Source organism: Chryseobacterium salviniae, from assembly GCF_035819015.1.
In the GTDB taxonomy this organism is placed as follows: domain Bacteria; phylum Bacteroidota; class Bacteroidia; order Flavobacteriales; family Weeksellaceae; genus Chryseobacterium; species Chryseobacterium salviniae.
On the sequence record NZ_JAYLAA010000061.1, the window covers coordinates 1 to 23,229 of the forward strand.

At 37.8% G+C, this 23,229-nt stretch carries 18 protein-coding genes; 11 read left to right on the forward strand and 7 right to left on the reverse strand.

The window, feature by feature from the left end:
- The first annotated feature begins 216 nt into the window (after positions 1-216).
- From SOP96_RS18205 to SOP96_RS18215, 3 genes are all read left to right on the forward strand, one after another.
- The gene (locus SOP96_RS18205) at positions 217-786 is read left to right on the forward strand and encodes a cob(I)yrinic acid a,c-diamide adenosyltransferase (protein WP_326322317.1); all 570 of its coding nucleotides are present in this window, start codon (positions 217-219) and stop codon (positions 784-786) included.
- The gene (locus SOP96_RS18210) at positions 749-1,405 is read left to right on the forward strand and encodes a thiamine diphosphokinase (RefSeq protein ID WP_326322318.1); all 657 of its coding nucleotides are present in this window, start codon (positions 749-751) and stop codon (positions 1,403-1,405) included. Before SOP96_RS18205 ends, SOP96_RS18210 begins: the two co-directional genes overlap by 38 nt.
- A 513-nt stretch (positions 1,406-1,918) precedes the next feature.
- Positions 1,919-3,313, forward strand: a complete 1,395-nt coding sequence (locus SOP96_RS18215; RefSeq protein WP_326322319.1) for a type III PLP-dependent enzyme domain-containing protein — start codon at positions 1,919-1,921, stop codon at positions 3,311-3,313.
- 115 nt (positions 3,314-3,428) lie between these two features.
- Here the strand turns inward: SOP96_RS18215 and SOP96_RS18220 are convergent, their stop codons facing one another.
- A complete protein-coding gene (locus SOP96_RS18220; protein WP_326322320.1) occupies positions 3,429-4,088 on the reverse strand; it encodes an HAD family hydrolase in 660 nt (219 codons plus the stop codon).
- 146 nt (positions 4,089-4,234) lie between these two features.
- Here SOP96_RS18220 and speB point away from each other — a divergent pair, with 146 nt between their 5' ends.
- The 3 genes from speB to SOP96_RS18235 all read left to right on the forward strand — a co-directional run bounded on the left by speB (position 4,235) and on the right by SOP96_RS18235 (position 6,835).
- Positions 4,235-5,092, forward strand: a complete 858-nt coding sequence (gene speB, locus SOP96_RS18225; protein ID WP_326322321.1) for an agmatinase — start codon at positions 4,235-4,237, stop codon at positions 5,090-5,092.
- A gap of 66 nt (positions 5,093-5,158) precedes the next feature.
- A complete protein-coding gene (locus tag SOP96_RS18230; protein ID WP_326322322.1) occupies positions 5,159-6,007 on the forward strand; it encodes a bifunctional helix-turn-helix domain-containing protein/methylated-DNA--[protein]-cysteine S-methyltransferase in 849 nt (282 codons plus the stop codon).
- Positions 6,008-6,223: 216 nt separating this feature from the next.
- The gene (locus SOP96_RS18235) at positions 6,224-6,835 is read left to right on the forward strand and encodes an alpha-ketoglutarate-dependent dioxygenase AlkB family protein (protein ID WP_326322323.1); all 612 of its coding nucleotides are present in this window, start codon (positions 6,224-6,226) and stop codon (positions 6,833-6,835) included.
- A 109-nt stretch (positions 6,836-6,944) separates the two neighbouring features.
- Here SOP96_RS18235 and SOP96_RS18240 read toward each other — a convergent pair whose 3' ends face one another.
- The 3 genes from SOP96_RS18240 to SOP96_RS18250 form a co-directional block, all read right to left on the reverse strand.
- On the reverse strand, positions 6,945-8,804 hold the full coding sequence (locus SOP96_RS18240) for a CocE/NonD family hydrolase (RefSeq protein WP_326322324.1): 1,860 nt from the start codon (positions 8,802-8,804) through the stop codon (positions 6,945-6,947).
- A gap of 492 nt (positions 8,805-9,296) precedes the next feature.
- Positions 9,297-9,716 carry an SH3 domain-containing protein gene (locus SOP96_RS18245; protein ID WP_326322325.1) on the reverse strand — a complete coding sequence of 140 codons (420 nt, stop codon included), beginning with the start codon at positions 9,714-9,716 and terminating at the stop codon, positions 9,297-9,299.
- A 4-nt stretch (positions 9,717-9,720) separates the two neighbouring features.
- On the reverse strand, positions 9,721-10,215 hold the full coding sequence (locus SOP96_RS18250) for a BON domain-containing protein (RefSeq protein WP_326322326.1): 495 nt from the start codon (positions 10,213-10,215) through the stop codon (positions 9,721-9,723).
- Positions 10,216-10,570: 355 nt separating this feature from the next.
- Between SOP96_RS18250 and SOP96_RS18255 the strand changes: the two genes are divergently transcribed.
- Together SOP96_RS18255 and SOP96_RS18260 are read left to right on the forward strand one after the other, a co-directional pair.
- On the forward strand, positions 10,571-11,821 hold the full coding sequence (locus tag SOP96_RS18255) for a dicarboxylate/amino acid:cation symporter (protein WP_326322327.1): 1,251 nt from the start codon (positions 10,571-10,573) through the stop codon (positions 11,819-11,821).
- 726 nt (positions 11,822-12,547) lie between these two features.
- On the forward strand, positions 12,548-13,261 hold the full coding sequence (locus SOP96_RS18260; RefSeq protein WP_326322328.1) for a phytanoyl-CoA dioxygenase family protein: 714 nt from the start codon (positions 12,548-12,550) through the stop codon (positions 13,259-13,261).
- 39 nt (positions 13,262-13,300) lie between these two features.
- Here SOP96_RS18260 and SOP96_RS18265 read toward each other — a convergent pair whose 3' ends face one another.
- A complete protein-coding gene (locus SOP96_RS18265; RefSeq protein WP_326322329.1) occupies positions 13,301-16,126 on the reverse strand; it encodes a GH92 family glycosyl hydrolase in 2,826 nt (941 codons plus the stop codon).
- A gap of 128 nt (positions 16,127-16,254) precedes the next feature.
- Here SOP96_RS18265 and SOP96_RS18270 point away from each other — a divergent pair, with 128 nt between their 5' ends.
- The 3 genes from SOP96_RS18270 (at position 16,255) to SOP96_RS18280 (ending at position 18,841) form a co-directional block, all read left to right on the forward strand.
- On the forward strand, positions 16,255-17,361 hold the full coding sequence (locus SOP96_RS18270) for an Mrp/NBP35 family ATP-binding protein (RefSeq protein ID WP_326322330.1): 1,107 nt from the start codon (positions 16,255-16,257) through the stop codon (positions 17,359-17,361).
- A 40-nt stretch (positions 17,362-17,401) separates the two neighbouring features.
- Positions 17,402-17,650, forward strand: a complete 249-nt coding sequence (locus tag SOP96_RS18275; RefSeq protein WP_169229467.1) for a NifU family protein — start codon at positions 17,402-17,404, stop codon at positions 17,648-17,650.
- 576 nt (positions 17,651-18,226) lie between these two features.
- Positions 18,227-18,841, forward strand: coding sequence for a response regulator transcription factor (locus tag SOP96_RS18280; protein WP_326322331.1), 615 nt, complete (start codon positions 18,227-18,229; stop codon positions 18,839-18,841).
- 129 nt (positions 18,842-18,970) lie between these two features.
- On the opposite strand, the gene SOP96_RS18285 is transcribed toward SOP96_RS18280, so the two are convergent.
- Complete coding sequence (locus SOP96_RS18285; RefSeq protein ID WP_326322332.1) at positions 18,971-22,012, reverse strand: choice-of-anchor I family protein; 3,042 nt, start codon at positions 22,010-22,012, stop codon at positions 18,971-18,973.
- A gap of 336 nt (positions 22,013-22,348) precedes the next feature.
- Positions 22,349-22,999 carry an NAD-dependent epimerase/dehydratase family protein gene (locus SOP96_RS18290; protein ID WP_326322333.1) on the reverse strand — a complete coding sequence of 217 codons (651 nt, stop codon included), beginning with the start codon at positions 22,997-22,999 and terminating at the stop codon, positions 22,349-22,351.
- Positions 23,000-23,229 lie beyond the last annotated feature (230 nt).

The window sequence follows — 23,229 nt, forward strand, 5'->3', positions numbered from 1 at the left end:
GCGCGGCGAAGCCCCCCCGCCGAAAAAAAGAAAAAGAGCTCAAACAATCGCTGCGAACGGGGCTAGGATATTTGTCAATGATACAAATACTGGTGAAAATATTAATAGTAACCTTGTGACTGACTTTATAATCTTACAGTCCGGTGTCTGAAGTTCCCGAAGCCACGTTCTTAACCAAAACTTGTAAACCTTGCCGGAAAAAACTAATTTAGTACTATGAAAATTTATACAAAAACAGGAGACAAAGGTCAGACTGCATTGTACGGCGGAACGAGAGTTTCAAAAGCCAGTGCGAGAGTCGACAGCTACGGAAATATAGACGAGCTGAATTCATTCATCGGAATTGCCAAAAGCCATATGGATGATGAAGAAGTATTAAAGCAGTTAAAGAAAATCCAGTTTGATTTATTTACAGTGGGTTCGGAAGCAGCAACTCCGGTTGACAAACTGATGCTGGCCAACGGAAAGTCCCGACTGCCATTGATCATTTCAGACACTGAAATTGAAGAACTCGAAAACTGGATGGATGCTTTCGACGAAAAATTAGAACCTTTACAGTATTTCATTCTACCCGGTGGCGGAAAAGCAGCCACCTTTTTACACGCCGCAAGAACAATCTGCAGAAGAGCGGAACGCTCCCTGGTTTTCCTGAATGAATCAGAAGAAGTAAGACCCGAGCTGATAAAGTATCTGAACAGGCTTTCAGATTATCTGTTTGTCCTGGCACGATATATTTCAAAAATCAACAATGAACCGGAAGAATACTGGAACCCGAATGAAAGATAAAGCCTTACTTTTCATTAATGGCAATCCGCCCAAAACCCTTCCCAATCCTGACCACTACCATCTCGTTGCCTGTACAGACGGTGCTTTCCATTATCTCAAAAACCTGGATTTTCCGTTGAAAAAACTGGATTTCATATCCGGGGATTTTGATTCGCACTCCGGATCGGATGAAAACATTTATCAGGATAAATTCATTTATACACCGGATCAGAACAAAACCGATTTTCATAAAGCACTGGAAATTATTTTAGAAAAAAAATTTAAAACCGTTGATGTTTTTGGAGGAAGCGGAGGAGAGCAGGATCATTTTTTAGGAAACCTTACGGTTGCTTTCGGTTTTAAAGACCAGTTAAACATAAAGTTTTATGATGAATTTTCTGAATATTATTTTATTCCTGAAAAATTTATCGCAGAAAACGTAAAAGGCAAAATGATTTCATTATACCCGTTTCCTTCCGTAAAAAATATCACAACCACCGGACTAAACTGGCCTTTAACCAATGGAAATCTAAGCATTACCTCTAACATAGGAACCCGGAATTTTGCTGTTGAAGATGAAATTTCCATCGAATATGAAGAAGGAGATTTATTAATTTTCATCGGCAAAAATTATCTGTAATCTAATGCTTTTCAATTTATAAAAGATCTGTGCAAATCCGTGAAATCCGTGGGAATAAAAAAATCAACAGTAAGCATCAATTATTAAAAGCTTCATAATCAAATATTTTTAATTGAAACTTGTTCTAATCAAAACATAACGCAAGATTTCCATCAACCTAATCATTTACATTTAAAGAAAAAAATCCGTGTCAATCCGTGAAATCAGCGGGAAATAAAAAACAAAGCTAATTGCCACTATTTCTCAATCCAAAAACGAATATCAGCGTTTTGAAAAAAGCTCAGTATAGATTCTTATTTAACGGAATTAATAAAAAATATGGCTATGAAGATGATTATATTCAACAGGTTTTAAAAATAAATGAAGATAGCCGTGAAGAATATATAACGAAGTTCACTTATTGTTAATCAATACACATTTCATCATCAAAAATCATCAAAATTTATAATAATTTTAACGCTAAAAAATCAAACTTTTTTAGCAATTTTGCATTCTTAATTCACTTGTTTAGAAATGAAAATAAAATACTCGGAACTAATTGATCAGACATTGTATTTTCCAACAGAAGAATTCAATGTATCTGAAAACAATTTGTTATTTCATGACATTCCTTTGATGGATGTTGTTGAAAAATTTGGCACCCCGCTAAAAATTAGCTACCTGCCGAGAATTTCTCAAAATATCCAGAAGGCAAAAAGCTGGTTCAGGGAAGCTTTTGAGAAAACCGAATATAAAAAAAGTTATACCTATTGCTACTGTACAAAATCAAGTCATTTCAAATTTGTACTGGAAGAAGCACTTAAAAATGACATTTCCATAGAAACTTCTTCCGCTTACGATATGGATATCGTAAAATCTCTTTACGAGAACGGAAAAGTCGATAAAAATATTGAAGTTATCTGCAACGGTTTCAAAACAGACGATTACCTGGCAAAAATTTCAGATATGATCAACAATGGTTTTGAAAACATTACGCCGATTCTTGACAATTACCGAGAGCTTGATAAATTAACCGAAAGCATCGACACTAATTTCGACATCGGGATCAGGATAGCTTCCGAAGAAGAACCCAAATTCGAGTTTTATACCTCAAGACTGGGGATCGGATATAGAGACATCATTCCTTACTACAGCCAGAAAATTGCAGAACACCCAAATGCAAGACTTAAAATGCTGCACTTTTTCATTAATACCGGAATCAAAGACACCGCTTATTACTGGAATGAACTCTACAAATGTCTTCGTGTATACGCACGTCTGAAAAAAATCGCACCGGAAGTTGACTCATTAAATATCGGCGGCGGTTTCCCGATCAAAACTTCTCTTAATTTCGATTACGATTACCAATACATGGTCGAAGAAATCGTTTCCCAGATCAAAAAATTCTGCGAAGAAGAAGGCGTGGATGAACCTAATATTTACACCGAATTCGGAAGCTTTACCGTTGGAGAAAGCGGTGCGAATATTTACAAAATTATTTCCCAGAAACGCCAGAACGACAGGGAAAAGTGGAATATGATCGATTCTTCTTTCATGACCACGCTTCCTGATACCTGGGCCATTTCAAGACACTTCATCATGCTTCCTTTAAACAGATGGGAAGATACGTACGAAAGAGTTTTTTTAGGTGGATTAACCTGCGATTCTGATGATTATTATAATTCTGAACAGCACACGAATGCCATTTACTTGCCGGTTTTCAGCGATACGAAGCCATTATATATCGGATTTTTCCACACAGGAGCGTATCAGGAAACCATCAGCGGGTTTGGTGGAATTCATCATTGTCTGATGCCGCAGCCAAGACACATCCTTATTCAGAAAGACGAAAACGGGGAGCTGCAGTACGAGATTTTCCGAGAAAAGCAGGAACCGGAGGATGTTCTGAAAATTCTGGGTTACAAATAGTAGCTTTATTAACAGAAACGGGCTTTAGCCCGTTTGAAAAAAACATAACATCAAATTGGCTTTAGCCAAAGCTTACAACAAAAAAAGCTCTCAGATCCTGAGAGTTTTTTTCTGTTTAAAAATATTGTGAAATTTTGTCAATCTGAAGATCTTCATAATTGGAAACTACCGTATCCGCTAATGTATAATCCTGATTTTTAGAATGCGGGCTTCTGTATGCTGCGCAGAAAATTTTTGCCCGGTGTGCAGCTAAAATTCCGTTGGTAGAATCTTCAATCACCATGCAGCTTTCAACGGGTTGTCCGGCCATTTCCGCAGCCAGTAAAAATACTTCCGGATGAGGTTTGGATTCTTTCAAATCGGCACCGCTTATTTTTCCGCTGAAATATTTTTCAAGCTCGAATTTTTCAAAAACCATATTAATCGTTGTCATCGTAGCAGAAGATGCCAGAATCAGGATGATGCCGTTTTCGTAATAGTGCTCAATCAGTTCTTTCACTCCGGAAATCAGGTCGAATTCCTCATCATTATAAAAATAATCCTTAAAATAATTTCTTTTGATGTTTGCTATTTCTTCAAAATTTTGATTTAAATTAAAATTTTCAATCAATGTGTCGCACACTCTTCTCGTAGAAGCTCCCGTGAATGAAGCATACAGCTCCTCGGAAACATCAATTCCCAATTCTTTAAATGTTTTAAAATAAGCTTTTCTGTGCAAAGGTTCTGTATCCACAATAACGCCATCCATATCGAACAGCACAGCTTTTAACGACATACAATTTTTTTACAAAGGTAATAATTTTGGCGGGAAACGGGAAGTTTCCACTCGCACCGTATATTTTAGCACTTTTTATAAACTTCCGGCGCCCATCTTCCATCTTCTTCGTATCTTTGCCAAAATCATTTAATTTCAGATAAAACATGAAAACATACGCAGGAATTCCTGAAGAAAATGCATCATTGGAAAACTCGAAAGTAGTGTTGGTAACTGTTCCTTATGACGGAACTTCTACTTGGGGAAAAGGAGCCGACAAAGGACCGGAATTGTTCCTGAATGCCTCAGAAAATATGGAACTTTACGACATCGAAACCCAAAGCGAGCCTTATCTTGAAGGAGTGTATTTAGCCGGAGAGGTTTCTGAAAATTCTACGCCGGAAGCCATGACAGAAGCCGTTTACCAAAAATCAAAAGAACTTTTACATCATAATGATAAGTTGTTTACCCTTTTCGGAGGAGAGCATTCCGTTTCTATCGGTTCTATTCGTGCGGTAGGCGAGAAGTTTGAAAATTTAACCGTTCTTCAGCTGGATGCTCACACAGACTTACGTCCGGAATTCCACGGTTCCACTTCCAATCATGCCTGTGCGGTTTTTGAAGCCAGCCAGAAACATAACCTGGTGCAGGTGGGAATCCGTTCCATGGATATTGAAGAAGCACAGTATTTGCCGGAAGGAAAAGTGTTTTTTGCTCACGAAATTGCCAACAACGAAAACTGGGTAAATGATGTATTGGAAAAAGTTTCAGGAAATGTCTATATCACCATTGATCTTGATGCTTTCGACCCTTCCATCGCACCATCTACAGGAACTCCGGAACCGGGAGGCTTACAATGGTATCCTACGTTAGAGCTGTTAAGAAAAGTATTTGAAAAATGCAATGTAGTGGCATTTGATATTGTAGAATTAATGGATTCTCCAATGGCAAAACCAAGTGCATTCCTTGCTGCAAAGCTGTATTACAAAATGCTTGCGTATTATCACCTTTATAAAAACAACTAAATTCCGCAGGAATCGGATTTTTTCTGCCGGATCTTCTTCGGAAATTTGTGAGGTAAAATTAATGAGATGTCCACACAAAATCAGTTAGATTACGAAAGAATTGCCAAAGCGATAGAATATATCCGCAGCAATTTTAAGCTTCAGCCAGGTTTGGATGAAGTGGCAGAAAATATACATTTGAGCCCGTCCCATTTCCAGAAAATGTTCTCAGATTGGGCAGGAACAAGCCCGAAGAAATTTTTGCAGTTCATTAGTCTGGAGCATGCCAAAACTTTGCTGAAAGATGAAAAAGCAAGTTTATTCGATGCCGCTTTTGAAACAGGTCTTTCCAGCACAAGCCGGCTTCATGATATGTTCGTGAAGATTGAAGGAATGTCTCCTGCAGAATATAAAAACGGCGGAAAGAATCTAAGCATCAATTACAGTTTTTCTGAAAGTCCTTTTGGAAAAATGATTGCAGCTTCCACAGAAAAAGGAATCTGCTATATGGCTTTTGAAAATGAAAAACAAAAAGCATTGGGAGATTTGCAGGCCAGATTTCCCAATGCTTCTTTTATTGAAAGGCAGGATGAGTTTCAGAGAAATGCATTGTCCATATTTAATAAAGACTGGACTCATCTTAATACGATAAAACTACATTTAAAAGGCACCGATTTTCAGCTGAAAGTCTGGGAAAGCCTTCTTACCATTCCGATGGGAAAACTTTCTTCTTACGGAAGTTTAGCGAATAAAATAGGACATCCTAACGCTTCAAGAGCGGTAGGAACGGCAATAGGAAGTAATCCGGTAGCGTTTTTAATTCCCTGTCACCGAGTGATTCAGTCTTCCGGGAAAATCGGTGGGTATATGTGGGGCAGCGATAGAAAGCAAATGATCATCGGTTGGGAAAGCTCTCAGATTTATTCAGATTTTTAAGGACAAACGGCACAAATTTTTTCAACAATAAACACAAATTGATTTCTTTTAAAACTTAAAAGCAATAATTTCATCAATAGGAAAGGGCTTTAGCCCGTTTATGTTAATAAATTTTCCAATTGGCTTTAGCCGAAATTTATTTTAAATCAACACCATTTTGTCATCGTAATTTCTATGACTGGGGGATAAACATTAAACATTAAACTCAGAACTGCCATGCTCAACCTTTTCGAAGATATATCAGACTATCCTTTAAACCTTCTTCCCAATGACGGAATCGTTCATTATTACGGTAAAATTTTCTCCCAAGAAAAATCAGATTTTTATTATGATTATTTGCTGAATGAAATTCCGTGGGAAAATGATGAAGCGGTGATTTTCGGAAAACTGATCTTAACCAAAAGAAAAGTGTCCTGGTTTGGAGAAAGACCTTTTGAATATACTTATTCCAAGCGGACAAAATATGCAAAACCGTGGACGCCTGAACTGCTGGAATTAAAAAACAAATGTGAGCAGATTACGGGTGAAACCTATAATTCATGCCTTTTAAATTTATATCACGACGGCAGTGAGGGCATGGCTTATCACAGTGATGCCGAAAAGGATTTGAAAAAACATGGTGCTATTGCTTCTCTGACTTTCGGAGCGGAAAGAAAATTCTTATTTAAGCATAAAACCACCAAAGAAAAAGTAGAGATTTTTTTAGAAAACGGAAGTTTGCTCGTGATGAAAGGAACAACACAAGACCATTGGCTGCACAGGCTTCCTCCCACTACAAAAGTTAAAACACCAAGGGTAAACCTGACTTTCAGAACGATTGAAGAATAACAATGGTGGCTCCGAGATCCTCAGCCACCATTTTATGCATGAAATTTTAAATTTTAAAATGTGATATTATAGTGGATGGAGATACTCGAAGCCACCGATATTAAAAATTTTATTTCAGCACCTCAGCTTCAATCGCACTGTCAGCAAAAACCTTGATGAATGCTTTCGTATAATCTTCCTTTGTAGCGAAATTTGGGTTATCCATAAATTTTTGCGGATTTATTGTAAAAAGCGGAAACCATGTAGAAGAAATCTGAATCTGGATTTTATGACCTTTTTTAAAAGTATGAACAACATCCTGCAATCTGAAATTAACGGCCGTTTTTTGGTTCGGAACTAAAGCTTCCGCTTTTTCTCTCGAATTCCTGAATCTTGCAGGCATAATTTCGCTTCGTACCATTTGATGATAATTTCCGTAAATAACACCGTCTTTCTTCGCTTCAGGCTTAAAATCTTCCGGATAAATATCGATCAGCTTTACGGCAAAATCGGCATCGGTGGAAGTGGAAGCAATGTTTAATTTAGCCATGATCTCTCCGGCAAAAGTCATATCTTCTGTCAATACGTCTGTTGTAAAAGTCAGAACATCCGGTCTGCCTTCAGCAAAACGCTGGTCTTCCGACATATAATTTCTCGGAGTAAAACCATTGAAATCTTTAAGATTATCAGAACTTACAACAGGATTATTCGGATCACTGTAATATTCTGAGAAACCTTGCCCTGCAGAATTTTTTAATGTTTTATCTGACAGGTAAAAGCTTACTTTCTGTACTTCTTTCGGAGGATACGTTGCGAATTCTCTCCATTGTTTTGCACCTGTATCGTACATGAAAGCTTCCGGTAAACCGGCATCCTTTTTCGTATTTCCTTTAAGATAATGATTGAAAAATTTTGTTTCTACATTTTTCTGGTAATAGGTTGCGATGCTGTCACCAAAATAGATGTCATTATGAAAATGTTTTCCCTGCTCGTAGGCCCAGGCTCCGTGTGAAAACGGACCCATTACAATGGTATTTTTGGCTTTAGGGCTTGTCTTTTCGATGGTTTTGTAAATATTTAACGGCCCGGAAAGATCTTCTGCATCAAACCATCCGCCAACAGTCATTACTGCGTGGTTTACATTTTTAAGGTGAGGAAGAAGGCTTCTTTTCTGCCAGAATTCATCATAATTGGGATGATTCATAATTTCGGTCATAAAGAAATTATCCTTATAATATTTTTCGTACCCCTCTTTCAGTGTTCCCATATCGCGGTAGAATTTCAATCCGTCTTCAGAGGTTGGTTTAATCATAGAATCGGTATACCATGCTTTTTTCTCAGGTTTTGTTTTCTGAACTCCGAAAACCGGGAACGTCCTGAAATAGCCCAACATTACTTTCCCGTTATGGAGAAAATCATCATTCCAGAAATCTGAAATAGGGGCTTGTGGCGAAGAAGCCACCAATGCCGGATGCTGCGCTAAAATTCCGGCAGCAGTATAAAATCCGGGATATGACGTTCCGTATTGGCCCACTTTTCCGTTGTTTCCTTTGATATTTTTAAGAAGATATTCTATCGTATCGTAGGTGTCGGTGCTTTCATCAACATCTTTATTAGTTTTGCGGTCTACCTGCGGGGTCATATTGGTGAAAGTGCCTTCACTCATGTATCTTCCGCGCACATCCTGAAATACAAAAATATATTTGTCTTTCATAAGATACTTATTAGGCCCAAGTCTTTCCCTGTATTCATTTTCACCGTAAGGCGCAATGCTGTAGCAGGTTCTCTGCATTAGAAAAGGGTATTTATTTTTATTGGAAATATCTTTCGGAATATAAACAGCAGTGAAAAGTTTTACTCCGTCCCGCATCGGAATATACATTTCCTTTTTAATGAAATTATCCTTCACGAAATGATCTTCATCAACTGTATTTTGAGCATTTCCGAAAATAAAACATAAAATAAATAAAATTGAAAGGTGGATCTTCATAAATAAAATTTGAGGCTAATTTAATGATAAACCAACATTTAATATAAAATATTCGGAGTTATTTATATGGGTAATTTTATTTTAGCCGGTGGAGCGGTAAGCTTTACTTCTTGGTTACAGAGCTTTTATACAGTTCTATGTCACCTCATGAGAATAATTTTACAATAGTTTCGAAATGTTTTGAGGAGGGCGTTATTTTGTTGGCATCAATTTTCAGGATGCTGTTTCAGCAACGTCGTTTGTTTTCAGAGTAAATTTACCTTCCCGGTTACTTGCTGTATAATGGAAGAATCTTTTTCTTTAAGGAGATAAACTGTTGGATTTTTAATAGGTTTTTTTAGAAGTTGAGAATCTTTCCTGCCATATCGTTTTTAACCCACTTATTACAGTGTTCAAAATCTTTATTCTGAATTACCTCCGAAATGTTAATTCCCTAAAAAATAAAAAACATCCCTTAAGAAAGGATGTTTTTATCAATATTAATTAAATAGTTTATGCTCTTAAATATCTTGAATAGGCATAGCCTTCCTGTCCGTCTGAAGTTTTCACTTTCCACCAGTCATCGGAAGTCTGCTCAACAAGTGTAATAGTAGAACCTTTGCTTGCTTTTCCGATTATCGCTGCATCAGTAGACGGTTCCTGTCTTATATTAAGATTGGAATCATCCGTTGCTACGGTAAGTGCTGTTCCGGCTGCAAGACCGGAAACCTGTACATCAATATTAATATCAGAAGCAGAATAAGTAGAATCAATTGCTCCTAAGGCATTCCAAACCGCATCTTTTGCAGCAGTGTTGGAAGCGCTCCCTGAAACGTACAGGATGCCGTCCTGTTCCTGAACTTTCAGACCAGAGATTCCTGCGGACTGGGCTGCAGAAACAACGCTCGAATATTTATCTTCTAGTGTGCTCATTTTGTTATTTTTTTACAGTATAATTATAATTTACTTTTCCCACTTTTAAAGCGTCTACGGATTCTTTAACTTTTCTTGCATCCGAAGAAGAAATACTTCCGGTTAATGTTAATTCACCATTTACAACTTCTACTTGTATTCCGGGAATATCTTTCACGGCATCCTGTACTTTTTGCTGTACGGCAGGGTCTACGGCAGACTGCGTTTCTACTGAGGCAGGCATTGTTGTTGCGGGAGCAACAGTAGCCATATCATGCACATCTTTAATTCCGTTAATAGCTTTAAGCTGTTTAATCATAGCGTCTTTTGCTTCCTGCGTTTCGAAAGTACCGCTAAGATGTGCAACACCTTCTTTCACTTCTACAGAAGCTCCCGGATTAGATGTTACCACTGTAGTTGCCTGTGTTTGCAGGTCGGCATCAGAAACCTTTTTCTTGCACGAAACTGATCCCAAAGAGATAGCTACAGCCAGGGCAGCCATTGCGATAGTTTTTTTCATAGTTGTATATTTTAATGTATTTAATATGCTTAAATGTAATAATAAAATTTATACCAAAAGATAAAATCCCAATTTATTTTCATTACTAATTCGGAAATTTTCTGAAAAATTCATATTTTAAGTAATTGATATTTAGTGTATTAAAAATAATGATTAAAATCCCACTATCTTGTTCCCAGAAATCTATAAAATTTAAAGGTTATTGAAATAAAAATAGAAAATCAAAAAAACTACAAAAGCTAATGAAGAATTTCAGTTATTATAGAATATTATTATCGTTTTACATTGTAAACTGTATTCCCAAGATTGGAAGCAATTCTAAAAATATTATATTTGCCAAACTTGAATTATCAATATGAAAGGACAGAATAAACTATTTACAGCCATTGTAATTGCCCTGATTCTGGGTGTGGCCATCGGCGGATTTGTACACATCCGATATCCTGAAAGCGCAGAACCGTTTTCTAAAAACATAAAGCTCTTAGGAACCGTTTTCATTCGTCTGGTGCAGATGATTATTGCACCATTGGTGTTCACAACCTTAGTAGTGGGAATTGCCAAAATGAGCGATATTAAAATGATTGGAAGGGTAGGTACGAAAGCCATGTTATGGTTTATTTCTGCTTCTCTGGTGTCTCTTTTTATCGGGCTTGTCTTGGTGAACTGGCTGGAACCAGGACACGTAACGACACTTCCCATCCAGGATGCAGCTTCTGCAGAAGAACTTGTGAAAAGCAGCAAAGGCTTTTCCATGGAAGATTTTGTAAAGCATATAATTCCTAAAAGTGTTTTTGAAGCTTTTGCTACCAATGAAGTCCTGCAAATTGTGGTGTTTTCTATCATGTTCGGGATCGCACTGGCCAATTTGGGAGACGAATATGCACAACCTGTGGTAAAGCTGTTTGATATTATCGCCCACGGAATCCTGAAAATGGTTGGTTATATCATGTGGTTTGCACCACTGGGTGTTCTTGGAGCTATTGCAGCAGTTGTAGCAACCAATGGTTTTGAAATCTTTAAAGTATACGCAATCTATCTCAGGGATTTTTTCTTTGCACTGGCTATTTTATGGGCGGTTCTTTTATTCGTGGGATATCTAATCATCGGCAACCGTCTTTTTGAATTGCTCAGAAGGATTAAAGAACCTTTGCTCATTGCCTTTTCCACAACCAGTTCCGAAGCGGTTTTCCCGAAACTCGTAGAGGAACTTGAAAGATTCGGGTGTAACAACAGAGTGGTATCATTCATTCTGCCTTTAGGCTATTCTTTTAATCTGGATGGAAGCATGATGTATATGACGTTTGCCTCAATCTTTATTGCCCAGATTTACGGAATTGAAATGAGCGTCGGCCAGCAGATCACCATGCTTTTGGTATTAATGCTTACCTCAAAAGGAATTGCCGGTGTTCCGAGAGCTTCATTAGTGATTATTGTGGCAACTTGTTCTATGTTCGGAATTCCACCGGAAGGAATCGCCCTGATTCTCCCAATCGACCATTTCTGCGATATGGGAAGAAGTATGACCAATGTCCTCGGGAATGCACTTGCTACTTCCGCTGTTTCGAAATGGGAGGGTCAGCTGGATAACCACGGCGGTGATTTATAAAATAATAAATTATATTAAATAAAGAAATAGTCAATGGTGAATCCACTGTTGACTATTTTTTTAGGGTTTTTTGGTTCCGTCAAATTGTATTTTGTAATTTTTTTAAGGAGCTTTTTCCCGCTCTCACTACTCGCTTTTTTGTAAGATTTCGGCGGCGGCTTCGCCGCCGCCGAAATCTTACAAAAAGAGCTCAGACATGCCGTTCGATCGGGGCTAATTTGCCATGCCGGAACTTTTCTTCATGAGATTCCTACAAATTATGAATTTTTATAAGTCATAAATCTCCCAAATCTGCGTCATCCGGGGAAGCAAAATCAAGAATTTGTTAAAGGATAAGCCAATAAAATTTAAGGATTACACCTTCTGAATTGAAGCATTTTTAAAGATAAAATAAATGATTATTGCTGAGATCCTTTTCAGGAAGACAAAATGCTTCATAATTCCTAATTCAAATTCAAATTAATGACATAAATCTGCGAAATCAGTGGTATCTGTGGGAAATGAATTCGTGATTTTTGAGTTATTATATCTTTAATATTTACACTCTTTAAACAAATCTTTTTATTGCTATACAAGATATCCTTGGTAAAATACTTTCAGGATGATAATAGTTCTGCATGATTCCTTATTCAAATTAATAGTCATGACATAGAATCTACTAAATCTATGTAATCATTAAAAGAAAATCTTTGCATCTTTGCTTTACAAAAAACTGTTTTTTAGAAAATGAATTTAGACCATCATAAAAACTCAGTACAAGAAAATGGCTTCACTATTATCAATAATATTTTTTCGGAAGAAGAAATTGAAAAGATCGGACAAGTCATTCAAAACATAGATACTTCCAAAGAAACCTTGAGGAAATCGGAAGACCTTTTCGCCATCAGGCAGTTTTTAAAGGAAATTCCTGAAATTCCGGATCTGATTTTCAATGAAAATATAAAAAAAATCATCACAGAAATTTTCGGAGAAAAATATGTTGTGGTGAAAAGCATTTACTTTGATAAGCCTGAAAAATCAAACTGGTACGTTGCTTATCATCAGGATCTCACGATTTCAGTTGACAGAAAAGCAAGCCTTCCAGGATTTGGCCCGTGGACCACGAAGCAGAATCAGTTTGCCGTTCAGCCGCCGCTTGAAATTTTAGAAAATATATACACCATCAGAATTCATCTCGACGATACGAATGAAAACAACGGTGCATTGAAAGTAGTCCCAAAATCCCATTCAAAAGGAATTTGCAGACCTGAAAATATTGATTGGTCCATAGAAACTGAAACCATCTGTAAAGTAGAAAAAGGCGGAATAATGATCATGAAACCTTTACTTCTTCATGGCTCAAACCGTACCACAAACGGAAAGAAAAGAAGGGTAATCCATATTGAATTTTCAGATAGGCAATTGCCGGAAGAGCTGAACTGGTCGGAAAAATTGAGTTAAAAAACTCTTTCAGTCGAGACCGAAAGAGTTTTTATTTCATTATTTCACAGAAATCTCGTCCACAAAAATATAAGCATCTCCGCCTGCTCCCTGATGCCATTCCGGAAGTTTACCGAAATGGTAAGCTTTAACTTTAATAAATCGAGCCTGCGTTGGTAATACCTCGGCTGAAAAATCTTTTACCTGAACAGTTTCATCTTTCGGATCAAGACTATTGTCTACCGTTTTCAGCAGAATATAATCTTTTCCGTTGTTTGAGACATAATATTCCACTTTTTCAGGCATTAAAATCCATGCTCTGCTGTCCTGAAGATAGGTAGATGACAATTTCGTAAACTGCTGCGGCGATTTCATATCGATAACCGCTTCAAAAGTCTGTCCCTGGTAACCCAGCCATTCGCCTTTACGCCAGTTGGTATCACCGTTGATGCCATCGATTAAAGATAATTTTCCGCTGGCTGTATATTGTGGAGTCGGAGTGGAATTCACCGTGATGTCCCAATTATTAGGTCTCCTGTTGGAGTTTGCTCTTACAATCGAGCTTTTTTCACCATTTCTTTCTGCATACGCTGCAATCTGTGTCGTTTTTGTGATCGTGAATGGTCCTTTATAAGCGGTAAACATTTTTCTTACGTTGGCATCTCCTTCATCCAGTGTCATATAGAAAATTTTATCATCCGGATGTAAAGGGGTAATTTCAACTTTTGTATTAAGGTCAAAGATTCTTGCTGCTGCAATCACAGGCGAAGCGGTTAATTCATCATATTTGAGATCTTTAAAGGATTTCACGTTTTCAAAACCGAGCTTCTTAAGTTCCTCTTTTCCTGTATTTTTGGTGATAATTCTTGTAGTTCCGTTTTCCAGGTGAATTTTAATTTCATCAAAATAAGGTTGTGTCGTCTGCCATTCCGGTAAGCCGGGTGTTACCGAGTAAATTCCCATCGTGCTTAAAATGTACCATGCGCTCATCTGTCCGCAGTCTTCATTACCGATCAGTCCGTCTGGTGCGTTTTTGTAATAATTATCGAGAATGAATTTAATTTTGGCATCGGTTTTTTCCGGCTTATCAACGTAATTGTACAGGTAGGCAATATGATGGCTCGGTTCATTTCCCTGCGCATATTGTCCGATCAGTCCGGTGATGTCCACCTGCTCTCTTCCCGTAGTTTTATCCGGTGCAGAAAAAATAGCATCAATAAACTGCTCAAACTTTTCCTTTCCGCCATGAGCAGCAATCAGACCAGGAATATCCTGCTGAACGGAATAGGAGTAATGCCATGAATTTCCTTCCGTATAATTATTGTTAACCTCTCTCGGATCAAAGGGTTCATACCAGTTTCCGTTTTTTCTTGCCTGCATGAATCCGTTTTTAGGATTGTACAGGTTTTTCCAATTCTGAGAACGTTTCATGAAATACTGGTAATCTTCTTTTTTGCCTAAAATTTTAGCCATTTGCGCAATGCACCAGTCGTCGTAAGCGTATTCTACAGTTTTAGAAACACTTTCATGCTCATCATCAATGCTGATAAAATTATTCTGTTTGTAGGCATTCAATCCGAAAATATCCAGCATGGCAGAATGTTTGGAAGCTTCAAAGGCTTTTTCATAATCGAATCCTGTGATTCCTTTAGCCATTGCGTCGGCAATTACTGAAACGGCGTGGTAACCGATCATGCATTCCGTTTCATTGGAAGCCAGTTCCCAAACAGGAAGTTTACCGCCCTGCTCGTACTGTTTGATAAAAGTATTGATGAAATCCGCCGTTCTTTTTCTGTCGATTAATGTCATCAACGGATGCGCTGCCCTGAAGGTGTCCCAGAGTGAAAAAACAGAGTAATAGTCGAAACCGTTGGCCATATAGAATTTATTGTCGCGGCCTCTGTATTTTCCGTCAACATCCATATTAATGTTCGGTTGTGTGAAAACATGATACATTGCTGTATAAAAAATGGCAAGCTTGTCTTTATCCGAAGATTTAACTTCTATTGTAGATAATTCTTTGTCCCAGTCTGTAACAGCTTGTTTTCTTATTGATTCAAAGTCATTTGATTGGCCTTCTGCCAGCATATTTTTGGCGGCTCCTTCATAACCTGTTGGAGAAATAGAAACTTTTACAAGAATTTTTTCGCCTTTTTTTACTTGAGTTGAAAAAGCTAAAGCTAACTTATTACCATTAAATGATACTTTCTTTTTGCCTTCACTCATTCCTTGCATTTTTTCGCCAGTTAAAAATTCTTTTGAAATTTTCATTGGTTTTGAAAACTCAATTCTGGCATAAATATATTGGTTAGTCGCCCAGGCTTTACTTCTGCGGAAAACTTCAATGGTTTTGTCGTCGATAATTCTTACTTCACCTTCCAATAATTTATCCCTGTGATTTAAGTCTAAAATAATATTGGCATTTCCGGCATTGTTGAATGTGTATTCATGGTAACCCACTCTTTTTGTTGTGGTTAACCTCACATCAATATTGTGCCTGTCTAATTTAACCGAATAAAATCCTGCCGAAGCTTTTTCGTTCTTATGTGAAAATTTTGAAGAATATTCTTTAGGATCGAGTCCGGGTTTTCCCATTGTCGGCATCAGCATAATATCTCCGTAATCAGAAACTCCCGTTCCGTTCAGATGCGTATGCGAAAATCCGTAAATCACGGAATCCGAGTAATGATAACCGCTGCAGCCGTCCCAGCTTCCGTCAACTCTCGTGTCCGGAGAAAGCTGCACCATTCCGAAGGGAACGATGGCTCCCGGAAAAGTATGTCCATGACCGCCGGTTCCGATAAACGGATTCACATATTGCGAATAATTTTGCGAAAATGTATTATGAAATAAAATTCCTAAAAGAACAATCCAAATTCTTTTCATGATCTGAAAATTAAAATTCCCCTAAAATACTATAAAATTAGCTTCGACAAAAGAAAATATCTATCAGTGTCTTTACTTATTCTAAATAGTTTAATTTTTCGTAAATTTGTAGACAATTTATTTAGTTTATGTTGACGAAAGAAAAGGTTCAGGATTTCCTTAAAGAGATAGAAGTTGATGATTTGGTGAACAACCTTCAGATCATGGGAAATGATGTATATATTGATATGACTGCCCATTCACCGGCCATGCATGAAAAGAAAAAGCTTGAGGCAGCTATGAAACAGGCTTTTGCAAGCGAATTCGGTGAAGAAGTTAACCTGAAACTGAAAATCGTTTCTCCGGAACCGAGTGAAATTCAGCAGAGCCAGATCAAAGGAAAACAAATCCCCGGAATTCAGAATATCATTGCCATTGCTTCAGGAAAAGGCGGAGTAGGTAAGTCTACGGTTTCTGCAAATATAGCAGTAACACTTGCAAAAATGGGCTTTAAAGTAGGCTTGCTGGATGCCGATATTTATGGGCCTTCTGTTCCCACCATGTTTGATACGGAAGGACAAAAACCGATCTCCGTGGAAGTCGGTGGGAAAAATCTGATGAAACCAATTGAAAACTACGGTGTGAAAATGCTTTCGATAGGATATTTTTCAGGGGCTAACCAGGCAGTAGTTTGGAGAGGTCCGATGGCTTCCAAAGCATTGAACCAGATGATCCGCGATGCAGCTTGGGGAGAGCTTGATTTTTTATTGATTGACCTTCCTCCGGGAACCGGTGATATCCACCTTTCCATTATCCAGGAAGTTCCTGTAACAGGTGCTGTAATCGTGAGTACACCGCAACACGTAGCTTTGGCAGACGTAAGAAAAGGGATTGCGATGTTCCAGATGGAAAGCATTAATATTCCGGTGCTTGGATTAATCGAAAATATGGCGTATTTTACACCGGAAGAATTACCTGAAAATAAATATTATATTTTTGGAAAGCAGGGCGCTCAGTATCTTGCAGAAGATCTCGGTATTCCTGTTTTGGGAGAGATTCCTTTGATTCAGAGCATAAGAGAAGCGGGAGATGTGGGAAGACCGGCTGCGCTGCAGGAAAATTCTGTAATTGCAGATGTATACACGGAAACTGCCAGAAGAATGGTAGAAAGTCTTGTGGAGAGGAATAAAAACCTTCCTCCTACGGAAGCGGTTAAAATAACCACTATGGCAGGATGCTCACCAAAAGCAAAATAATATTTCAATAGTAATTGAAACCAAATTGAACTGAAAAAATATGGAAACAAATATAACACACGAAGATACAGTAACAAGGGTTTTGGAAGCCCTGGAGAGTATTCGTCCGTTCCTGAATAAAGATGGCGGTGATATCGAGCTTATCGATGTGAAAGATAATCTGGTTTACGTAAAACTTTTGGGAAACTGCTCCGGATGCTCATTAAATTTTTCTACCCTGAAACTGGGCGTTGAAAACACAATTAAGCAGCATGCTCCGGAAATAGAAAAAGTAGTAAGCGTAGAGTAAAAGAAAAAATATATTTTTATAGACAGACCTTTAAAATCATAGGGGTCTGTTTTTTTGTTTTATGGTTTCTGGTGTACTTATCAATTTTAAAATAAGGATGTTTAAGCACTTTTTATCGTTACAAGGAAGGGATTTGAACAAGGATTAGGTTGGTTTTGAATTTATCACACTGTTTAGAAATAATAGTTTAATCGTTTTCGCTTGATTTATAAGAAATTATTTAGATAAATTATGAAAAATTTATAGTAATATTTCTACATGCGCGTGAATGTTATATGTATTATTTTTGTAGAAAATATTTACAGCGCTAAGATAAGGATGAATGCTTGTAACATACTTTTTTATTCATTTAATTTATATGTTTAATAATTTTTAGATTTTTTATAAAAATTATTTTTCAACTATAGATTCCGGAATTTCCGGAATCAGAAAACCAGCGTAATAAATTTAATAAAACCCTGAAAGATATGGATAGAAATGTATGCAGTATTTGGTCTGTAACTTGTATTGAAAACATAACAATAAAGAGAAGCTGTTTCCCGTTTGAACGGGACTTTTATTTAAAAAACTAACTCTATGAAAAATATACTCATTGCTGACGGTCACTATGTCGTAAGAACAGGTACAGCTCTGGTGCTAAAATCAAAACTTCAATATCATTGCAATATAGATTTTGCTGAAACATATTCTGAAACAAAGGATATGGTTTCTGAAAAAATATACGATCTTCTAATAATTGATATTGATATACCTGGAAGTATCTACAAAGCAATGGTAAAAGATCTTAAGAAGAAGCAAAAGCACCTTAAGATTTTATTTTTTTCAACCTATGATGACAATGTAGGGATACAATACATTGAAGAAGGAGCTTCCGGATACCTGAATAAAGGGGCTTCAGAATCGGAAATCATTACGGCGGTGAATTCTATGTTCGAGGAAGGATATTACTATACCGTTAATATGATGAAAAAGCTGGTTACCCACACTGCGGGAAGCCATTCCGTAGAAAGGCTTTCTAAAAGGGAATTCCAGATTTTCAAGCTTCTTGCACAAGGCAACGGAAATATAGAAATTTCAAACATCCTGAACCTTAAAATGTCTACCATCAGTACGTATAAGAAAAAAATATTCGAGAAGCTGCAGGTGAAGAATGTAGTTGATCTCGTAAGAATTTATGATGATATGCATTAATTAAAATCCCGGCGAAAGAATTTCGCCGGGATTCTAGGTTTTTCAAAAATTATTTATAGAATTTTATCGAGAGTAAGCCAATAAAAAGCCCCAAAAAAGGGGCTTAATTAATCAACTAAATAATATATTCTATTTTACAATAACTCTCTTGGTATGGCCTTCTGAAGTTTTCACAAGATAAACGCCTGTAGAAAGGTGAGAAGTTTCAATCGTTAAAGCTTTTTTCTCTTTTCCGATTAATTTTCCGGACATGTCGTACAGCTCATAATCCTGCGCTCTGTTGAAGTAAAGGGTATTTCCTTTCGTTACAGGATTCGGGAATACGTTGAAGGTAGCCTTTTCGGTTTTTACCTCGCCTGTTGCCAGAGTAGGAGCGCCGGCCACTTCATACATGGATAAAGTTCCGCTAATCTCGTTGGCAACAATTACGTAGCCTTTACCTGTCGCAGTATTTTCCGGAGCCACGTAGATAATTCCTTCCGGTCCGTTATCACCGCCATAAGCCGAAGTCATACGCGAATGTTTGTAATCGGTAAATGTAGGGTTATTCGGATCTGTGACATTGTAAACCATCACGCCACCGGTTCTTTCCAGGGTAATAAAAGCATAGGTCTGCCCGTTGATATTCCCTAAAGCAACACCTTCCGGTTCAGGGCCTTTGGCACGGCTTCTGTTTTTTACCGTATTGGATTCGTTATCAGCATTGAAAATCAAAGGATAATTCGCAGCAATATAGCGCTCAAACTGATCTCCGCTGTCGTAAACAATCTGTTTTGTATCTGCATTGAATATTGAGAAAGAACGTGCACCTAATGCCGCAATTTCTTCAAATTCTGCATCTGCATCTGTATTTCCGGTAGCATTAGAAACTCTGAATCTGCCTAAATTATAAGAAGCTTTCAAAATCGCTGCCTGAGGGAACAATGCTGCATCAGGAATATAAGTGCTCGCTCCGACCGTAGTTCTTTCGCTGAAACCTGAAAGGTCTTTTTCATCTCCTTCATTGGCTGTAACAATATAGTGAGTAGTACCCACTTTGTAATTCTGAACTGCATCCGGAGTATAGTACGCTTTTACAGGCCAGTTGGCGATTAAAACTTCATTGTTGTTATCCGATGCATCGAAACCGTTTCCGGGAGTACTCATGTCTTTTTTACCCAATCCCCAGATTCCGGTAATGGTTTTTGTTACTAAATTTACTTCTGCCAGTGCATTGCTTTCCTGAAGTGAAATCCAGGCTTTCTGACTGTCTGGGCTGATCGTAATATATTCCGGTTCCATATCCTGTGAAAGCGTATTATTCGTTCTTACCTTTCTTAAACCTGTAGCCGTTAAAGCAGCAACCTGAGAATCAAATGCATTAAAATTCAGTGTTGTTACATTAGACTGGGTAAGATTTGCAATTCCACCGGAAATATCAATAATACTGATTGTTCCTTCCGGATCAACCGTGAAAGCATCATTCGGTTCTCCTTCGTTGGCAGTCATTACTTTTGTACCGTCCGGTGAGAAAACTACCATATCCGGCAAGGCACCTACTGTTACCTGTTTCAGGAAATTCCCATTGATATCAAAAAAAACTACCGAGCCGTTCTGTTGCGGATTGGTGTTTGGAGAAGCGGCGGCAATGATTCCGTTTTTTACGGCAATGCTGGTAATACCTCCGTAAGGAGCCATATTAATGGTGTTGATTACCGTTGGTGCTGTAGGATTGCTAAAATTAATAATATCGAAAACATCCGTAATGGAGCTGATGGTAAATAATCTCTGGGTAACAGGATCATGAACGACAATTTCCGTAGAGCTGTTGTTATTACCGGAAGGATCAAAGCTTCCGATATAATTCAGTGCAATCTGATTGGACGGAACAGGTGCCTGTTTGTCATTATCAACAATATAAATAGTCGCATTATTATCACCGGAAATAGTTGCTCCTACAGGATTTTCAAGACTTACTACAAAATATTCCGCCTGCTGCTCTTCTGCCGTATCATCAACGATCGGAATATTAACGGTATAGCTTGTTGTAGAAGGATTAATGTTAATGGTCTGATTGGCTAAAGTAAAATCATTGCTTCCTGCAGTGCTGAACGGAGCAGGTTTTACCACAAGATTCACGGCAGCATTCGATGGATTGGCAATATTGATTTTAAATGCTAATGTTCCCGCATTTTCATTGACTTTAATAAAATTTTTATCTAAAGAAATAGAAGTTCCCGCCGTAGTAAAAATTGAAGAGGTCACCGTACTTACGGCATTGTCACTTGTATCTTCAACGGTATTCGGTTTTAATGCCAGATAATAGGTCTGATTCGTTGCTAAACCTGAAGTCGGGATAACCGTGATTGTATTATTCGTAAACGTTGTAGTAAAAGGAATAGGGGTTCCGGAAGAATTTCCCAATCGAAAATCAACAAGGTTTTGCGCATTGGAATCTGTAATTGCAGAATTATTTATCAGCCTTACATTTTCGTTAAACGAAATGGTAGGATTTATTGTACTTGAAGCATTATTTACATTATTTGCAGGAAGGTAGGTTACCGTTGGCGGTGTTGTATCTGCTCCGGTTGCGGCAGTTGCATCTACAGTAAAATTATCGAAGCGGTTATTTCCCACACTTCCTCCGCCGGTTGCAGAGAATTCAACTTTAAGCTTAAAATTCGGGTTGTTGGAAACACCGGCCACGCCTGAAAAATCAAATGTAATCAATTGCGGATTGGCATCCTGCGGAGAAACCGTCTGATACGTCTGGAATGTTGTTCCGTCTGTAGAATAAGACCAGGTCTGTGTTCCTGCTCCTGAACCGGATCTTCTTGTTGTAAATTTTACAACAACGTTTTGGTATCCTGTAGTAGGTAAATTGAATTGTAGGTTTCCGTTAATAGGGAAATTATATCTTAAATGAGTTCCTGCGGCGTCACCGTTTCTGGCATTCAGGTTTTCTACACTGAAATTCTGTCCGGTTCCACCTGCAAAATCAATTTCCGTTGTTCCGTTGATTACGGCGTTCAGTGATCCTCCTGTTAAACTCACTGTGGGAGTAGTAATGGCGGCAGCTGAGGTATTGTTGTTGAAATTCCAGTAGTGGATAAGGGATGTCTGCCCGAATACCGCTCCCTGAAGGAAAAATGCGGCTACAACAGAACCTTTCAAAAAATAGTTATTAATCATTGTTGCTGATATTAAATTTATGCAAAAATGGAATTTCTACTTTTTAAATATTTTAAGGTAATTTTAATAAATGGTTAATAAATAGGTTAAGTTGAATAAAAAAACGAAAAATATTACATCGTAAGCAATGTATCGTTATTAGAATTTTCTAAAACGATTTTTGAACTTCATTGAATATTAGTTGTTCCTACTTAGACACATGGCCTGAAAAATTCAGATTCTTTCCCGTTGATTTTTTTCCGTTAAGAGGATGTTTTTGCATATAAAAAAAACCTGAAATAGCAGTCAGAACCAATAAAATAAAAGCAACCAGAAAAATTCTTTTTATCATCTCTTTCATATCGCCAGATTTTTAATGTCCTTAATTTCTACTGTTGAGGTGGGGTACCCTTTTTGCACTGCCATGATCATTGCTCTGCCCACTTCTTGTAAAGTTAATGATTTTGAAGGTAATATCAACGGAAAAATCCAAATAAAAGGTTTAAAAAACCATTTTACATTTTTCTGGCCTTCAACAGGTTTCATAAATCCGGGGCGAAAATTGTACACAGCCCTGAAACCGAGCTTTCTTAATGCATTTTCTGTCTTCCCTTTTACTCTTGCCCACATCATCTTTCCACTCTCCGTACTATCGGTATATGCTCCTGAAACATAGTTGAACACCATGTCCCGATTCTGGCTGAGTGCTGCCCTGGCAAAATGAATCGTCGTGTCAAAAGTTATTCTCGTATATTCTTCTTCGTTCATTCCTATACTGCTTATTCCGGCGCAAAAGAAAACGGCGTCATAGCCTTTCAGGTTGTCATGAAGATTCATGGCAAGAAAATCGGGGACAATATATTCCTTCAGTTTAGCATGCTGTATTCCGCAGGGTTTCCGGCTTACACTCAAGATTTCCGAAACATTGGTGTTTTCAAGGCACTCTGCCAGAATGCCTTCACCTACCATTCCGGTGGCTCCCGTGAGAATTATTTTAATTGAGTTCATTATTTACTATTGTTATTATGCTGACGTGCGAAGAATAGGTTTTACTTTATAAAGTTTCAAAAATTATTTTTATTTGAAGCTTTTTGACTCCGTCGAATTGTATTCGTAAATTTTTTTTAAAGAGCAATTTGATTGCATCGAAGCGATATATATTTTTTATTGAAAGCCTTTCCGGCTTCTACTCATTTTTTTCTGTTTCGGGGGGGGGGGGGGGGGGGGGGGGGGGGGGG

Coding starts and splice junctions, on each gene's coding strand:
- SOP96_RS18255 (WP_326322327.1), top strand. CDS start 10,571: ATGAAAGGACAGAATAAACTATTTACAGCCATTGTAATTGCCCTGATT.
- SOP96_RS18265 (WP_326322329.1), bottom strand. CDS start 16,126: ATGAAAAGAATTTGGATTGTTCTTTTAGGAATTTTATTTCATAATACA.
- SOP96_RS18260 (WP_326322328.1), top strand. CDS start 12,548: ATGAATTTAGACCATCATAAAAACTCAGTACAAGAAAATGGCTTCACT.
- SOP96_RS18245 (WP_326322325.1), bottom strand. CDS start 9,716: ATGAGCACACTAGAAGATAAATATTCGAGCGTTGTTTCTGCAGCCCAG.
- SOP96_RS18280 (WP_326322331.1), top strand. CDS start 18,227: ATGAAAAATATACTCATTGCTGACGGTCACTATGTCGTAAGAACAGGT.
- SOP96_RS18285 (WP_326322332.1), bottom strand. CDS start 22,012: ATGATTAATAACTATTTTTTGAAAGGTTCTGTTGTAGCCGCATTTTTC.
- SOP96_RS18230 (WP_326322322.1), top strand. CDS start 5,159: ATGTCCACACAAAATCAGTTAGATTACGAAAGAATTGCCAAAGCGATA.
- SOP96_RS18235 (WP_326322323.1), top strand. CDS start 6,224: ATGCTCAACCTTTTCGAAGATATATCAGACTATCCTTTAAACCTTCTT.
- SOP96_RS18205 (WP_326322317.1), top strand. CDS start 217: ATGAAAATTTATACAAAAACAGGAGACAAAGGTCAGACTGCATTGTAC.
- SOP96_RS18290 (WP_326322333.1), bottom strand. CDS start 22,999: ATGAACTCAATTAAAATAATTCTCACGGGAGCCACCGGAATGGTAGGT.
- speB (WP_326322321.1), top strand. CDS start 4,235: ATGAAAACATACGCAGGAATTCCTGAAGAAAATGCATCATTGGAAAAC.
- SOP96_RS18240 (WP_326322324.1), bottom strand. CDS start 8,804: ATGAAGATCCACCTTTCAATTTTATTTATTTTATGTTTTATTTTCGGA.
- SOP96_RS18210 (WP_326322318.1), top strand. CDS start 749: ATGAACCGGAAGAATACTGGAACCCGAATGAAAGATAAAGCCTTACTT.
- SOP96_RS18250 (WP_326322326.1), bottom strand. CDS start 10,215: ATGAAAAAAACTATCGCAATGGCTGCCCTGGCTGTAGCTATCTCTTTG.
- SOP96_RS18215 (WP_326322319.1), top strand. CDS start 1,919: ATGAAAATAAAATACTCGGAACTAATTGATCAGACATTGTATTTTCCA.
- SOP96_RS18275 (WP_169229467.1), top strand. CDS start 17,402: ATGGAAACAAATATAACACACGAAGATACAGTAACAAGGGTTTTGGAA.
- SOP96_RS18220 (WP_326322320.1), bottom strand. CDS start 4,088: ATGTCGTTAAAAGCTGTGCTGTTCGATATGGATGGCGTTATTGTGGAT.
- SOP96_RS18270 (WP_326322330.1), top strand. CDS start 16,255: ATGTTGACGAAAGAAAAGGTTCAGGATTTCCTTAAAGAGATAGAAGTT.